This is a genomic window from Ramlibacter sp. GS1-15, from assembly GCF_057785015.1.
The window spans coordinates 562,287-576,090 of record NZ_JBYNTU010000001.1 but is presented as its reverse complement, the minus strand read 5'-3'; the positions used below and the strand labels follow the sequence as shown (position 1 = coordinate 576,090).

The 13,804-nt window shown below is 68.5% G+C and carries 12 protein-coding genes and 1 tRNA gene; 6 read left to right on the top strand and 7 right to left on the bottom strand.

Annotated features, from left to right (window positions below; translation table 11 throughout):
• Positions 1–5 precede the first annotated feature (5 nt).
• Genes AC3EF3_RS02890 through AC3EF3_RS02880 form a run of 3 tightly spaced genes read right to left on the bottom strand, consistent with a single transcriptional unit; the run spans position 6 to position 3,258 of the window.
• Complete coding sequence (locus AC3EF3_RS02890) at positions 6–1,439, bottom strand: aldehyde dehydrogenase family protein (RefSeq protein WP_488530652.1); 1,434 nt, start codon at positions 1,437–1,439, stop codon at positions 6–8.
• Positions 1,436–2,581: a DSD1 family PLP-dependent enzyme gene (locus AC3EF3_RS02885; protein ID WP_488530651.1), complete on the bottom strand. Its 1,146-nt coding sequence runs from the start codon at positions 2,579–2,581 to the stop codon at positions 1,436–1,438. The genes AC3EF3_RS02890 and AC3EF3_RS02885 overlap by 4 nt, the downstream gene beginning before the upstream one ends.
• 8 nt (positions 2,582–2,589) lie before the next feature.
• Positions 2,590–3,258: a haloacid dehalogenase type II gene (locus tag AC3EF3_RS02880; RefSeq protein WP_488530650.1), complete on the bottom strand. Its 669-nt coding sequence runs from the start codon at positions 3,256–3,258 to the stop codon at positions 2,590–2,592.
• 198 nt (positions 3,259–3,456) lie between these two features.
• On the opposite strand from AC3EF3_RS02880, the gene AC3EF3_RS02875 reads away from it, so the two are divergent.
• Positions 3,457–5,208: a dihydroxy-acid dehydratase gene (locus AC3EF3_RS02875; RefSeq protein ID WP_488530649.1), complete on the top strand. Its 1,752-nt coding sequence runs from the start codon at positions 3,457–3,459 to the stop codon at positions 5,206–5,208.
• A gap of 3 nt (positions 5,209–5,211) precedes the next feature.
• The gene (locus AC3EF3_RS02870) at positions 5,212–6,138 is read left to right on the top strand and encodes a 2-hydroxyacid dehydrogenase (RefSeq protein WP_488530648.1); all 927 of its coding nucleotides are present in this window, start codon (positions 5,212–5,214) and stop codon (positions 6,136–6,138) included.
• 6 nt (positions 6,139–6,144) lie between these two features.
• On the opposite strand, the gene AC3EF3_RS02865 is transcribed toward AC3EF3_RS02870, so the two are convergent.
• Positions 6,145–7,419: an NAD(P)/FAD-dependent oxidoreductase gene (locus tag AC3EF3_RS02865; RefSeq protein WP_488530647.1), complete on the bottom strand. Its 1,275-nt coding sequence runs from the start codon at positions 7,417–7,419 to the stop codon at positions 6,145–6,147.
• On the bottom strand, positions 7,419–8,087 hold the full coding sequence (locus AC3EF3_RS02860) for a haloacid dehalogenase type II (RefSeq protein WP_488530646.1): 669 nt from the start codon (positions 8,085–8,087) through the stop codon (positions 7,419–7,421). Before AC3EF3_RS02860 ends, AC3EF3_RS02865 begins: the two co-directional genes overlap by 1 nt.
• Positions 8,088–8,318: 231 nt before the next feature.
• On the opposite strand from AC3EF3_RS02860, the gene AC3EF3_RS02855 reads away from it, so the two are divergent.
• The 4 genes from AC3EF3_RS02855 (at position 8,319) to AC3EF3_RS02840 (ending at position 11,201) form a co-directional block, all read left to right on the top strand.
• Positions 8,319–9,218, top strand: coding sequence for a GNAT family N-acetyltransferase (locus tag AC3EF3_RS02855; RefSeq protein WP_488530645.1), 900 nt, complete (start codon positions 8,319–8,321; stop codon positions 9,216–9,218).
• A gap of 1 nt (position 9,219) precedes the next feature.
• Positions 9,220–10,146 (top strand): 2-hydroxyacid dehydrogenase, encoded by a 927-nt coding sequence (locus AC3EF3_RS02850; RefSeq protein ID WP_488530644.1) that lies wholly within the window; start codon positions 9,220–9,222, stop codon positions 10,144–10,146.
• A 68-nt stretch (positions 10,147–10,214) separates the two neighbouring features.
• Positions 10,215–10,718 carry an Lrp/AsnC family transcriptional regulator gene (locus AC3EF3_RS02845; protein WP_488530643.1) on the top strand — a complete coding sequence of 168 codons (504 nt, stop codon included), beginning with the start codon at positions 10,215–10,217 and terminating at the stop codon, positions 10,716–10,718.
• Positions 10,719–10,835: 117 nt separating this feature from the next.
• Complete coding sequence (locus tag AC3EF3_RS02840; protein ID WP_488530642.1) at positions 10,836–11,201, top strand: helix-turn-helix domain-containing protein; 366 nt, start codon at positions 10,836–10,838, stop codon at positions 11,199–11,201.
• 37 nt (positions 11,202–11,238) lie between these two features.
• On the opposite strand, the gene katG is transcribed toward AC3EF3_RS02840, so the two are convergent.
• Complete coding sequence (gene katG / locus AC3EF3_RS02835) at positions 11,239–13,446, bottom strand: catalase/peroxidase HPI (protein ID WP_488530641.1); 2,208 nt, start codon at positions 13,444–13,446, stop codon at positions 11,239–11,241.
• Positions 13,447–13,683: 237 nt separating this feature from the next.
• Positions 13,684–13,774: transfer RNA gene (locus AC3EF3_RS02830), tRNA-Ser, on the bottom strand.
• Positions 13,775–13,804 lie beyond the last annotated feature (30 nt).

Below are 13,804 nucleotides of genomic sequence, written 5' to 3'. Positions count from 1 at the left end.
TGTGCTTAACAAGGCTGTGCGTATCCGAGGATCGCCTTCGTCTCGAGGTATTCCCCCATGCCCTCGATCCCGTACTCGCGGCCGTTGCCCGAGCGCTTGTAGCCGCCGAAGGGTGCGTTCGGGTCCCACGCCGGGTGGTTGAGATGGACCTGCCCCGAGCGGATGCGACGCGCGACGGCGCGCGCGGCTTCCATGTCCGTGCCCTGGACGTGAGCACCCAGTCCGTACACGGTGTCGTTCGCGATGGCGATCGCTTCTTCCACGGTGTCGTACGGAAGAATGGCGAGCACGGGCCCGAAGATCTCCTCCTGCGCGATGCGCATGTCGCGGCGCACGTTCGAGAAGATCGTCGGGCGTGCATAGAAACCTGCGTGAAAGCCGTGGGGCCGCTCGCAACCGCCGGTGACGAGGTCCGCGCCTTCTTCGATGCCGACGGCAATCATCGATTGCACGCGTTCGAATTGGGCGCGGTTGGCGATGGGGCCGTGCGTGGTGCGCTCGTCCATCGGATCGCCCACCACGAATCCATCCACCGCCGCCGCGGCGAGTCCTTCGACTTCCGCGAGCCGCGAGCGCGGCACGATCATGCGCGTCGGCGCGCTGCAGGACTGGCCGACGTTGCGGAAGGCCGCGGCGACACCGAGCGGCACGGCGCGCGCGAAGTCTGCATCCGGCAGCAGCACGTTCGGCGACTTGCCGCCCAGCTCCTGCGCGACGCGCTTGACGGTCACGGCCGCCGTTTGTGCGACGAGGACGCCCGCGCGCGTGGAGCCCGTGATCGAGATCATGTCGACCTCGGCATGCGCGGCGAGCGCGCCGCCCACGACCGGCCCCGTGCCGTTGACGAAGTTGAACACGCCCGCCGGGCAACCGGCATCGTGCACGACCTGCGCGAACAGCAGCGCGGACAGCGGCGACAGCTCGCTGGGTTTGAGCACGACAGTGCAACCTGCCGCGAGCGCCGGGCCGACCTTCGCGGTGATCTGGTACAGCGGCCAGTTCCACGGCGTGATCAGCGCGCACACGCCGATCGCCTCGCGCACGATCGTGGTGGTGCCGCGCTGCTCGGTGAACGCATAGCTCGCGCAGTTGTCGCGCGCGACGCGCAAGTGCTCGGCCGCGAACGGCACGTGCGCCTGGCGCGCATGCGTGATGGCCGCGCCCATTTCGGCGGTGATGGCCTGCGCGAAGAGCTCGCGCCGCTCCAGGACGAGCGTGTGCAGGCGATCGAGGAGCGCCGCGCGCTGCGCCGCCGGCGTGCGCGACCAGCCGTCGAAAGCCTGCCGCGCCGCCCGCACGGCGCGATCGACGTCTTGTTCATTGCCCAGCGCAACTTCGGCGATCGGCAGCTCGGTCGCCGGATTGACGACGGCAGCCCATGCCGAACCCGAAGGCTTGCGCCACTCGCCATCGATGTAGAACATGCCCGTCTGACTCATTGCCAGCCTCCGAAACGCGGCCATTCGGCATGCACCTGCGCCGACGTGCCGCGCACGACGTTGTACGCGCGATGCTGCGCGCCGGTGGCACACGCGTGGTTCGGCAGGATGCGCACGCGGTCGCCGATGGCGAGTTCGGGCAGCACGCCGTCCGATCCCACGCGGACGGCGACGATGCCGTGCTCCTGGTTCGCATCGACGACGATGAGATCGGGATACGGCTTGCCCGCCAGGTCGCAGACGATGCCGTACCCCTGGTCCACCGCCTGCCGGCGCGTGCCGCGGTCCTGGGACAGGGCCATCCAGCCCGCGTCGATGAGGATCCATCCCTTCTCGCGCTGGTGGCCGATGACGGTTGCCAGGACGGAAACCGCGATGTCGTCGGTGCTGCACACGCCCACGCCCGCCATCACGAGGTCGAAGAACATGAACACGCCCGCGCGCACCTCGGTGACGCCCGTGAGGTCCGCCGCGTTGTGCGCCGTCGGGGTCGAGCCCACGCTGACGACGGGGCACGGCAGGCCTGCCTCGCGCAGCGTCGCGGCAGCCTGGACGACGCTGCGCCGCTCTTCTTCCGCGCAGCGCTGCAGGGCGTCCTGGCCGCGCGCGCCGTAGCTCGCACCCGCGTGGGTCAACACGCCGCGAAGTTCCGCGCCGTCCTCGAGCGCGCGGCCGATCGCCACGAGCCGCTGCGCGTCGTCCGGCAGCACGCCGGAGCGGTGGCCGTCGCAATCGATCTCGATCAGCGCCGGGATGCGATGGCCGGCGCGCTGCGAAGCGGCCGCGACCGCGCGCGCCTGCTCGACCGAATCGAGCACCACCACGAGGTCGACGCCCGCGGCGCGCAGCGCGAGTACCTGCGGCAGCTTGGCCGGCACGATGCCGACCGCATAGATCATGTCGCGCACGCCGGCAGCGGCGAACTGCTCCGCTTCCTTGAGCGTCGACACCGTCGCGGGCCCGGCCGGCGACGACATCACGCGCCGCGCGACGTCGACCGACTTGGCCGTCTTCAGGTGCGGACGAAAACTCACGCCCAGCGCATCGAGCCGGCCCCTCAGGCGCGCGACGTTGCGCTCCATGCGCTCGGCGTCGAGCACGAGGCACGGTGTCGCCAGGTCGTTCAGCGTCGTGTTGTTCATCGTCGCGCTCACAGGCCGACGAGCGCCGGCAGGCCGTTGATGTCGCGGATCTCCGCGAAGCTGTAGGCGTCGTTGGGCCGCGGTTCATGGCCGCGGCTCACGAACACCTTGTTCACGATGCCGACGTCGTGCGCGGCGAAGATGTCGTAGCGCGGGTTGGCCGACACGTGCAGGACGTCTTCGGGCGCGCAGCCCAGCTGGTCCAGCATGTACTCGAAGGCCTGCAGGCGCGGCTTGTAGGCGCCCGCGTCCTGGGCCGTGTAGATTTTCTCGAAAGGCGCCTTGAGCTTCTCCACGTTGGAGCGGATGTGCTCGTTCATCGCGTTGGACAGGATCACCAGCGGGATCTTCCTGGCGACGCGCGTGAGCGCATGCGGCACATCGGCGTGCGGACCCCAGGTGGGAACCGCGTCGTACACCCGCTTCGCGTGCTCCGGCCGGAACGCGAGCCCGTGCCGCTTGCAAGCGCGCTCCAGCGCCGAGTGGAGGACCTCGAGATACGGCTTCCAGTCCCCCATCACCTCGTCGAAGCGGTAGTCGGAAAAGTTCTTGATGAACACCTGCATCTGCTCGGGCGGCAACTGGCCTTCGTAGATGTCGTAGGCCACCTGGTGCATCGGAAAGTAGGTCAGCGTCCCGTAGCAGTCGAAGGTGATGTACTTGGGGCGGAAGATCATGGCGCGCGTCTCCTCGGACGAGTGGGTTGATTCGGTGTGGAAATGCTAGGGTCGCGGGCGCCGCAGATGCTGCGGTTGTTCCCGCGACCGCCGCACCAAAGACCGGAAGTTCGGCGCGCGCGCGCAGCGATGTGCCGTAGTCGTTGCGCGACAAGTTCGTCCTAGCCCTTCGCGTCCAGGTGCGACCAGCATGCGCGGATGAACGACAAGGAATCGAACAAGCCGGCGCTGCGCAGCGCCCGCTGGTTCCGCAAGGATGACCTGCCCGGCTTCGTCCACCGCGCGACGCTCGCGGCGGCCGGCTGGAGCCGCGAAGACCTGATGACGCGCCCGATCGTCGGCATCCTCAACACCTGGTCCGACCTGAACCCGTGCAACCTGAACCTGCGCGCGCTGGCCGAAGAGGCGCGCACCGGCGTGCTGGAGGCGGGCGGCATCCCGTTCGAGGTGCCGCTGATGTCGATCAGCGAGAACATCGTGAAGCCGACGTCGTTCCCGTTCCGCAACCTGCTCGCGATGGAGGTCGAGGAAACGCTGCGCGGCTACCCCTTCGATGCCGTGGTGCTGCTGGGCGGCTGCGACAAGACGCAGCCTGCCTTGCTCATGGGGGCGGCGAGCGCACGCATGCCCTTCGTGTTCCTGGCCAGCGGGCCGGCCACGCCGCGCTCCGCGGGCGGCGGTCCGCTGGCCAATGCCACCGGCGTCTGGCGCCTCGTCGACCAGTTGCGCGCCGGTGATTCGCACTGCGACTTCGCCGCCTTCGAGCGGGACGTGATGGGGACGGTGGGCCACTGCGCGGAGATGGGCACGGCGTCCTCGATGTCGACCATCTGCGAAGCGTTGGGCGTTGCGCTGCCGGGCAGCAGCCTGGTGCCGGCCACCGACCGGCGGCGCAGCCACTTCGCGCGCGAAGCCGGGCGCCGTGCCGTTGGGCTCGCGTCCAGCGGCGGGCCGCGGCCCGAGGATATCCTGGATGCGCGCGCCTTCGACAACGCCATCACGCTGCTGTGCGCGGTGGGCGGGTCGACCAACGCGATCATCCACCTGCTGGCGCTGGCCGGCCGTGTCGGCGTCCCGTTGGCGCTGGACCGATTCGACGAGATCGCGCGGCGCGTGCCGCTGATCGCGAACGTGCAGCCGGCGGGCGAACACCTCACGGAGCGCCTGATGATGGCCGGCGGCGTGCCCGCGCTGCTCAAGACGCTCGCGCCCTTGTTGCACCTGAACGCGCGCACCGTCGACGGCCGCACCATCGGCCAGATCGCCGAGGGCGCCGAGGTGCTGGACCCCGAAGTGATCCGGCGCCTCGACAACCCGGTGAAGCCGGGCGAGACGCTGGTGGTGGTCAAGGGCAATCTCGCACCCGATGGCGCCGTCATCAAGACGTGCGCCGCTCATCCCAGGCTGCGGCAGCATCGCGGCCGCGCGGTGGTGTTCGAGGACGTGCAGACCGTCGCGGACCGCATCGACGACCCGGCGCTCGACATCGACGAGGACAGCGTGCTCATCCTGCGCAATGCCGGCCCGGTGGGCGCCGCGATGCCCGAATGGGGCATGCTGCCGCTGCCGCGGCGGCTGATGGAACGCGGCGTGCGCGACATGCTGCGCATCTCCGATGCCCGCATGAGCGGCACGGCCTATGGCGCCGCCGTGCTCCACGTCTCGCCGGAAGCCGCCGTGGGCGGTCCCCTCGCGCTGGTGCGCGACGGCGATGTGATCGAGCTCGACGTCGACCAGCGGCGTCTGCAACTGTGCGTGAGCGACGAGGAGCTGGCACGCCGGCGCGAAGCGTGGACGCCTCCACCGCGCAGGCATGCGCGCGGCTATCGCAAGCTGTACGACTCGCAGGTGGAACAGGCGCATCTCGGCTGCGACTTCGAGTTCCTGCGCGGCGCCGACAGCGACACGCTGCCCGAGGGCCTGTTCGACGGCTGGGTCGGGGGCTGGTAGGCGATGGCCATCCTCTATCGCTCCGACGCGGCGCGCGGCGCTGCCTGGTCCCGCTTCTTCGCCGAACACGCGCCGGACCTCGACTTTCGCGTCTGGCCCGACGCCGGGAACCTGACGGACATCGAATACCTGATCGCGTGGCAGGCGCCGCGCGAATTCATCGCTTCCCTGCCCCGGCTGAAGGTGCTGTTCTCCTCCGGGGCCGGAGTGGACCACGTGGACTTCTCCGCGGTGCCGCAGCAAGTGCCGTTGGTGCGCATGGTCGAGCCCGGCATCATCGACGGCATGGTGGAGTACGTCAGCCTGGCGGTGCTCGCGCTGCACCGCGACTTCTTCGATTACGTGGCGCAGAAGGCGGCGTGCAGGTGGAACCCCCTCGAGGTGCCGCCCGCCTCCTCGCGCACCATCGGTGTGATGGGGCTCGGCAGCCTGGGCGGCGCGGTGCTGGAGCGGCTCGCGACCTACGGCTTTCGGCTGCGCGGCTGGAACCGCTCGGCGCGCGCGCTGGCGGGCGTGGAAACCTTCACCGGCGTCGAGCAGCTGCGGCCTTTTCTCCAGGGCTGTGACATCCTGGTGTGCCTGCTGCCGCTCACGCCTGCGACCCAGGGCATCCTGAATCGCGAGGTGTTCGCCGCGCTCCCCGCCGGCGCGTCGCTGGTCAACGTCGGTCGTGGCCCGCACCTGGTCGATGCCGACCTGCTTGCGGCGCTCGATTCGGGCCGCCTGTCGCGCGCCATCCTCGACGTCACCGACCCGGAACCCCTGCCCGCGGACCATCCGTTCTGGGTCCACCCGCGTGTGTTCGTGACGCCGCACGTGGCCAGCATGACGCAGCCGGAAACCGCCGCGCCGATCCTGCTGGAAAACATCCGGCGGCACCGGCGCGGGGAGCCCCTGGACGGCGTGGTCGATCGCGCGAAGGGCTATTAGCGCAGCTCAGCGCACGACGTCCATCAGGCGGTAGTACGCGCCGACGACAGGAAGAAACCAGGGCTTGCCGAAATGCCCAGGGATCGCGGGCCAGTCGAAGTCCTTCCAGGGATTGCGGTCCGGGCCGCCGTCCATGATGTCCGCCATCACGGCGCCCATGTGGACGGACATCTGCGTTCCATGCCCGCTGTAGCCCATCGAATAGTAGACGCCATTGCGCTCACCGGCGCGGGGCAGCCGGTCGCGCGTCATGTCGACGACGCCGCCCCAGCAGTAGTCGATGCGCACGTTCGAGAGGTACGGGAAGGTAGCGACCATGTCCCTGCGCAGGATTTCCCCGCTCTTCGGGTCGGATGTCGGGCCCGGGGCGGCGAAACGCGCGCGGCCACCGAAGAGGAGCCGGTTGTCCGGTGTGATTCGGAAGAAGTTGACGAGGTTGCGGGTGTTCGTCGCATTCCGGCGCCGCGGCAGGATCCGATCGATCACGTCCTGCGGCAGTTGCTCCGTGACGATGATGTAGGCACCCACCGGAACGATGCGGCGGCGGAACCAGGCGAGCGGGCCTACCGCCGATGTCCCTGTCGCAAGCAACACCTGGCGCGCCTGCATGTAGGTGCCGGGCGTTTCGACCTCGTGGCCCCCTGAGGTGCGGCGCAATGCGATCAAGGGCGTGTTCTCGTGGATCCGCACGCCATGGCGAGCGGCCGCGCTCGCCAGCCCCTGGACGAACTTGCCCATGTGCATGGCCGCGCTCTTGCGGAACACCAGCCCGCCGTAGTAAGCGTCGGACCCCAATTCCTCCGACAGCGCCGCCTTCGGCACCATGTGCGTGTCCGGATCGACTTCGCGTGCGAGCAATTCCTGTGAACGCGCCAGCTTGTCGTAGTGCGCGGGCTTGGCCGCGAGCTTGAGCTTGCCGACCCGGCGGAAGTCGCAATCGATTCCCTCCTCGCCGACGATCCTCTCGACCGTGTCCACTGCAGCGTCGAAGCTGCGGTAGAGCAGGTTCGCGCGTTCGGAGCCGAGCCGCGCACACATGGCCCCGTAGTCCTGGGCGAAGCCGTTGTTGACGTGGCCGCCGTTGCGGCCCGACGCGCAACTTCCGACACGCTCGGCTTCCAGCACCACGACCTGCGCGCCCTTCTTTGCCAACGCCAGGGCGGCCGAAAGGCCGGTGAACCCACCGCCCACGACGACGACGTCGGCGCGACCACCCGGGGGCGCTTGAACCGCCCCGTCGAAGCGCGGCGCCGTGTCGTGCCAGTACGAGGCAAGTTTCATCAGAGGCCCACCAGTGCGGGCAGCCCCGAGATGTCGCGGATCTCGGCGTGCGTGTAGGCCTCGTTGGGCCTGGGCTCGTGGTTGCGGTTCACGAACACCTTGTTCACGATGCCCAGGTCGTGCGCCGACATCAGGTCGTAGCGCGGGCTGGAGGACACGTGCAGGATGTCCGTCGGCGCGCAGCCGAGCTGGTCGAGCATGTACTCGAAGGCCTGCAGGCGCGGCTTGTACGCGCCGGCGTCCTGCGCCGTGAACACCTTATGGAACGGCGCTTCGAGCTTGCGCACGTTGGACATGATCTGCTCGTTCATCGCGTTGGACAGGATCACCAGCGGGATCTTGCCGCCGATGCGCGTGAGCGGCTCCGGGACGTCCGCGTGCGGGCCCCAGGTGGGCACCGCGTCGTAGCATTTCTGGCCGTCTTCGTCGCGGTAGGCGATGCCGTGGCGCTTGCAGGTGCGGCGCAGCGCCGACTTCAGGATCTGGTCATAGGGCTTCCAGTCGCCCATCACCTCGTCGAGACGATACGCGGTGAAGTCCTTCTTGAACTGCTCCAGGCGCCCGCCGGTGAGCTGGTCGCCGTACAGCTTTTGCGGCATGTCGTGGATGCGGAAGTTGGTGAGCGTGCCGTAGCAGTCGAAGGTGATGTACCTGGGCCGGAAGGTCATGGTGTCTCGCTGTTCGTCGGGTGGTGATCCCAGCAATGCTAGGCAGGGGCCGCCGCAGATGGTGCGGTTCTGCGCCGTGCGCACACAGCATTCGCCGGATGTGCGGCCCCGTGCTGGCGATTTGTGCCGTTGTTCCGGCGAGGCGGCTTTGCGCCAAATTCGTACAAGCCGTGGTTCGTTCCGCCACGCATGATCGTCAGCGATCATCATCGGCCAGCAACAGGAGAGCCCATGTCCGACCACGTCCTCGTTCCACAAGCGGCGTCGGCCGCCGTCGGCCGCGCCCTGCCCGACGGCGTTTCGCTGCGCCGGCTCACGGCGGACGACATCGAGGACGCGCAGGCCCTGTCGCGCGAGTTCCAGTGGCCGTTTCGGGTGGAGGACTGGCGCTTTTCCTTCGCGCACGGCGGCGGCGTGGCGGCGATCCGCGACGGCGAGCTGGTGGGCACCGCCTTGCGCTGGCTGTGGGGCAAGCGCCACGCCACCGTCGGCCATGTGATGGTCGCGCCGAAGATGCAGAGGCAGCGCCTCGGCCAGCACCTGATGCATGCATTGATGGCCGACCTCCAGGACCGCACGGTGCTGCTGAACGCGACAGCCGAAGGCCGCGGCGTTTACGAGCGCATGGGTTTCGCGATCACCGGCGAGGTGCGCCAGCACCAGGGACTCGCGTCTCCCGGGCAGGTCATTGCGCTTGCCGAAGGAAGACGCTTGCGCCCGTTGGGCCGCAACGATGCGAAGCGGCTGATCGCGCTGGACACGCACGCGTGCGGCATGCCTCGGGATGCGATGCTCAGGCAGCTGCTCACCGAAGGCGAAACGGTCGTGCTCGCGCGTGATGGCGAAGCCGAGGGCTTCGCCACGATCCGCCGCTTCGGCAAGGGCCACGCAATCGGGCCGGTGGTGGCGCCTGACATCGAAAGCGCGAAAGCGCTGATCGCGCACTGGTGCAGCCGCTTCGCGGGCAAATTCGTGCGCATCGACGTCGACGCGACGGGCGGCCTGCCCGAATGGCTCGAGGCGCAAGGACTGCCGCGCGTGGGCTCGGTCACGACCATGGTGCGCGGCGGGCCGCTGCAGCGCGGCCCCGTCGCCGGCGGCTGGGCGCTGGTGACGCAGGCACTGGGCTGACATGGCCTTTCTCTACAAGGGCGAGTCGCACCGCGGCCTCGTCTGGGCCGAGCACTTCGCGCGCCAGTTGCCCCATCTTCCCTTTCGTACATGGCCGGAGACCGGCGATGCATCGCAGGTGCGCTTTCTCGCAGCGTGGCAGCCGCCCGAGGACATCGCGCGCGCCTTCCCCAACCTGGAGATCCTGTTTTCCACGGGCGCGGGTGTGGACCAGTTCGACTTCACCGCGCTGCCGGCGCACTTGCCGGTCGTGCGTATGGTCGAGCCAGGGCTGGTCGCGTGCATGACCGAATACGTCGCCTGGGCCGTGCTGTCGCTGCACCGGCAGGCGCCCCTTTACATGCGGCAGCAGCGGCGCGGCGAATGGAAGGAGCACGCGGTGCGGCCGGCCCGCACGCGGCGCGTCGGCGTGCTGGGCATGGGAACGCTGGGCCGCGCTGCGCTCGCGCAGCTGAGGCAGCTCGGCTTCGATTGCGCCGGGTGGAGCAGATCGCCACGCAGCGAGCCCGGCGTGCAGTGCTTCGCGGGTGACGCGCAGCTGCAACCCTTTCTCGCGCGCACGGACATCCTCGTCTGCCTGTTGCCGCTGACGCCCGAAACCCGCGGCATCCTGTCGCAACGCGTCTTCGATGCGCTTCCCGAGGGCGCCGCGCTGGTCAATGCCGGCCGCGGCGGACACCTGGTGGAGCGCGACCTGCTGGCGGCACTCGAATGCGGCCGGCTTTCCGCCGCCATCCTCGATGTCAGCGAGCCCGAGCCCCTGCCCAGGGAGCACGTGTTCTGGAATCACCCGTCGATCTGGCTCACGCCCCACGTCGCCAGCGCCACGCAGGCCGAGACGGCCGCCGAGGCGATCGTGCACAACCTGCGCCGCCACGAAGCCGGCCTTCCGCTCGAAGGCCTGGTCGACCGCATGCGCGGCTATTGAGCCGATAGGCTCGCGCGCGGGCTGAAAGCTTGACTTGAACCAGCAAGTTGCATAGAAGGAAGAGGCAGATGAACACCTCCGCCGGAACCCCGAAGCTGGATCGCCTCGACCTGCGCATCCTGTGCCACTTGCAGAAGAACGGACGCGCGACGAATGTCGAGATCGCGGATGCCGTCGGCCTGTCGCCCAGCCCCTGCCTCGTGCGCGTCAAGCGCCTCGAACAGGCCGGCTACATCGCGGGCTATGGTGCGCAGATCCGGCTCGAGAAGCTAGGGGACACGCTGATCGTCTTCACCGAGGTGACCTTGCAGGACCACAAGCGCGAGGACTTCGTCCTGTTCGAGACGAGCATCCGGCCGGTCGACGAGATCGTGGAGTGCCATCTCGTGTCCGGAGGCTATGACTACCTGCTCAAGTTCGTCACGCGTGGGGTGAACCATTACCAGCAGATCATCGAGGGGCTGCTGGAGCGCAACATCGGAATCGAGAAATATTTCAGCTACATCGTGATCAAGACGCCGTTCGTCAAGAACTACTACCCGATCGAGCGCCTGATGCAGGACGCACACTAGCGGGCGCCCGGGCGGCGCCGCAGCTTTTGCTGCGCCGGCGCGCGATTCGACATTTGCTGCTGACCCGCGGCCGCAACGCGGGCGCATCTTCCGCGCGACCGGCCCTAAGCTCCCCCCATGTCCCACTCGCCGGTCGCGCCCCCCGTCCGAGCCGCCGCCATGCAGCGGGTCGTGCAGCACATCGAACGGAACCTGGGGCAGCCCCTCACGCTGCACGAGCTGGCGCAGGTCGCTGGGCTGAGCATCTGGCGCTTCGCGACGGTCTTCCGCCAGCAGGTCGGCGTCTCGCCGCACCGGTACATCTGTCGCCTGCGCGTTGAGCGCGCTCGCGAGCTGATGCGAAGCGGCCTCTCCGCGGCCGGCGCCGCGACGGAAGCCGGGTTCTACGACCAGAGCCACCTCTCCCGGCATTTCAAGACGGTCTGCGGCGTGACGCCAGGACAATTCCTGGCGTCGTTCCGCGGAGCATCGAGCGCGTGCTAGCCTGCGCCGGCGCCGGCGCAGGCCACCAGCCGCCGGCTCACTTCTTCAGGTCGAATCGATCCAGGTTCATCACCTTGTTCCACGCGGCGACGAACTCGCGCACGAAGCGCTCCTTCGTGTCGTCGCTGGCGTACACCTCGGCCAGCGCACGCAGCTGCGAGTTGGAGCCGAACACCAGGTCCACGCGCGTGGCCGTCCACTTCAGCGCGCCCGTGGCGCGGTCGCGGCCTTCGAACAGGTCGGCGGCCGGCGAGGTCGGCTTCCAGACCGTCCCCATGTCGAGCAGGTTCGCGAAGAAATCGGTGCTCAGCACGCCCGGGCGCTGCGTCAACACGCCGTGCTTCGCCGCGCCCACGGTCGCTGCGAGGCTGCGCAGGCCACCGACCAGCACGGTCATTTCGGGTGCGGTCAGCGTGAGCAGCTGGGCCTTGTCGATGAGCAGCGCTTCGGCGGGTACGGTGTAGCCGGTCTTCAGATAGTTGCGGAAACCATCGGCGACCGGCTCCAGCACGGCGAACGATTCGGCATCGGTCTGCTCCCGCGTGGCATCGGTGCGGCCCGGCGTGAAAGGCACTTCGATCGCATACCCACCGGCCTTGGCTGCCTGTTCGATGGCCGCGCCACCGCCCAGCACGATCAGGTCGGCCAGCGAGACCTGTTTGCCGCCCTTGTTGGCGGCATTGAAGTCGCGCTGCAGGTTCTCCAGCGCCGACAGCACCTTCGCGAGCTGCGCCGGCTGGTTCGCTTCCCAGTCCTTCTGCGGCGCCAGACGGATGCGCGCGCCGTTGGCACCGCCCCGCTTGTCCGAACCGCGGAAGGTGGACGCACTGGCCCAGGCGGTGGACACGAGCTCCTGCACCGACAGGCCGAACGCCAGGATCTTCGACTTCAGCGACGCGATGTCCTTCGCGTCGACGAGCGGATGGTTCACCGCGGGCACCGGGTCCTGCCAGATCAGGTCTTCGGCCGGCACCTCGGGGCCGAGCAAGCGTGACTTCGGGCCCATGTCGCGGTGGGTCAGCTTGAACCAAGCGCGGGCGAAGGCATCGGCGAAGGCGGCCGGGTCCTGGTGGAAGCGCCGCGCGATCGGCTCGTAGACCGGGTCGAAACGCAGCGACAGGTCGGCCGTGGTCATCATCGGGGCGTGCTTCCTCGACGGGTCGTGCGCGTCCACGATCATGTGCTCGGGCTTCACGTTCTTGGCCACCCATTGCTTCGCGCCGGCGGGGCTGCGCGTGAGCTCCCACTCGTGACCGAACAGCATGTCGAAGTAGCCGTTGTCCCACCGCGTCGGGTTCGGCTTCCACGCGCCTTCGATGCCGCTGGTGGTGGTGTGCGCGCCCTGGCCCGACTCGAACTGGTTGATCCAGCCGAGTCCCATGGCTTCGAGCGGAGCGGCTTCCGGCTCCGGGCCGACGAGCTTGGGATCACCCGCGCCGTGCGCCTTGCCGAAGGTGTGGCCGCCGGCGATGAGAGCTACCGTTTCTTCGTCGTTCATGCCCATGCGGCCGAAGGTGTCGCGCACGTCGCGGCCGGAGGCCACGGGGTCGGGGTTCCCATCCGGTCCTTCGGGGTTGACGTAGATGAGGCCCATCTGCACCGCGGCCAGCGGGTGCGCGAGCTGGCGCCCTGCGGAGTACCGGCTGTTCGGTTTGTCGCTGGTGGCGAGCCATTCGGCCTCGGCGCCCCAGTACACGTCTTCTTCAGGGGCCCAGATGTCTTCGCGGCCGCCGCCGAAACCGAACGTCTTGAAGCCCATGGACTCGAGCGCGACGTTGCCGGCGAGGATCATCAGGTCGGCCCACGAGAGCCTGTTGCCGTACTTGCGCTTGATCGGCCACAGCAGGCGACGTGCCTTGTCGAGGTTGCCGTTGTCGGGCCAGCTGTTCAGCGGTGCGAATCGTTCGTTGCCGGTGCCCGCACCGCCGCGGCCGTCCGCCGTGCGATAGGTGCCGGCGCTGTGCCAGGCCATGCGAATGAACAGGCCGCCGTAGTGGCCCCAGTCGGCCGGCCACCAGTCTTGCGAATCGGTCATCAGCGCGCGCAGGTCTTCCTTCACCGCGGCGAGATCGAGCTTCTTGAACTCCTCGGCGTAGTCGAAGCCGGCCGGCATCGGACTGGACTCGCGCGTGTGCTGGTGAAGGATGTTCAGGTTCAGCTGGTTCGGCCACCAGTCGCGGTTGGCGCGGCCGACGGCGGGGGTGGTGGCGCCGTGTCCGAAGGGGCATTTCTTTTCGCTGGTCATGGGATGTCCTTGGATATCGGTTGAGAGAAACCTCTGATGGCTCGCGCCGCGAATCTCCGCAGCGCGATCGAGGATCAGTCTCGTCAATCCGGGGCCGTCCGGCCATTTGCTTGTGCAAATGGCGACCATAGGCGGCGCGACTATCGAGGCGATAGGCGCGACATGGGGCTGGCGATCGCAGGACTCGGAAAAGCGAAGGGCCTGTGCTGCAGTTTTTGTAGCACAGGCCCTTGTGTCTGGCGGAGCAGGAGGGATTCGAACCCTCGATACGGTATAACCGTATACCGGATTTCGAGTCCGGCGCATTCGACCACTCTGCCACCGCTCCTGTATTCGGTATCGCGTGGTGCGAAGCCCG

Excerpts from the sequence above, each read along its gene's own strand:
- AC3EF3_RS02890 (WP_488530652.1), bottom strand. The coding sequence starts at position 1,439 with ATGAGTCAGACGGGCATGTTCTACATCGATGGCGAGTGGCGCAAGCCT.
- AC3EF3_RS02885 (WP_488530651.1), bottom strand. The coding sequence starts at position 2,581 with ATGAACAACACGACGCTGAACGACCTGGCGACACCGTGCCTCGTGCTC.
- AC3EF3_RS02880 (WP_488530650.1), bottom strand. The coding sequence starts at position 3,258 with ATGATCTTCCGCCCCAAGTACATCACCTTCGACTGCTACGGGACGCTG.
- AC3EF3_RS02875 (WP_488530649.1), top strand. The coding sequence starts at position 3,457 with ATGAACGACAAGGAATCGAACAAGCCGGCGCTGCGCAGCGCCCGCTGG.
- AC3EF3_RS02870 (WP_488530648.1), top strand. The coding sequence starts at position 5,212 with ATGGCCATCCTCTATCGCTCCGACGCGGCGCGCGGCGCTGCCTGGTCC.
- AC3EF3_RS02865 (WP_488530647.1), bottom strand. The coding sequence starts at position 7,419 with ATGAAACTTGCCTCGTACTGGCACGACACGGCGCCGCGCTTCGACGGG.
- AC3EF3_RS02860 (WP_488530646.1), bottom strand. The coding sequence starts at position 8,087 with ATGACCTTCCGGCCCAGGTACATCACCTTCGACTGCTACGGCACGCTC.
- AC3EF3_RS02855 (WP_488530645.1), top strand. The coding sequence starts at position 8,319 with ATGTCCGACCACGTCCTCGTTCCACAAGCGGCGTCGGCCGCCGTCGGC.
- AC3EF3_RS02850 (WP_488530644.1), top strand. The coding sequence starts at position 9,220 with ATGGCCTTTCTCTACAAGGGCGAGTCGCACCGCGGCCTCGTCTGGGCC.
- AC3EF3_RS02845 (WP_488530643.1), top strand. The coding sequence starts at position 10,215 with ATGAACACCTCCGCCGGAACCCCGAAGCTGGATCGCCTCGACCTGCGC.
- AC3EF3_RS02840 (WP_488530642.1), top strand. The coding sequence starts at position 10,836 with ATGTCCCACTCGCCGGTCGCGCCCCCCGTCCGAGCCGCCGCCATGCAG.
- katG (WP_488530641.1), bottom strand. The coding sequence starts at position 13,446 with ATGACCAGCGAAAAGAAATGCCCCTTCGGACACGGCGCCACCACCCCC.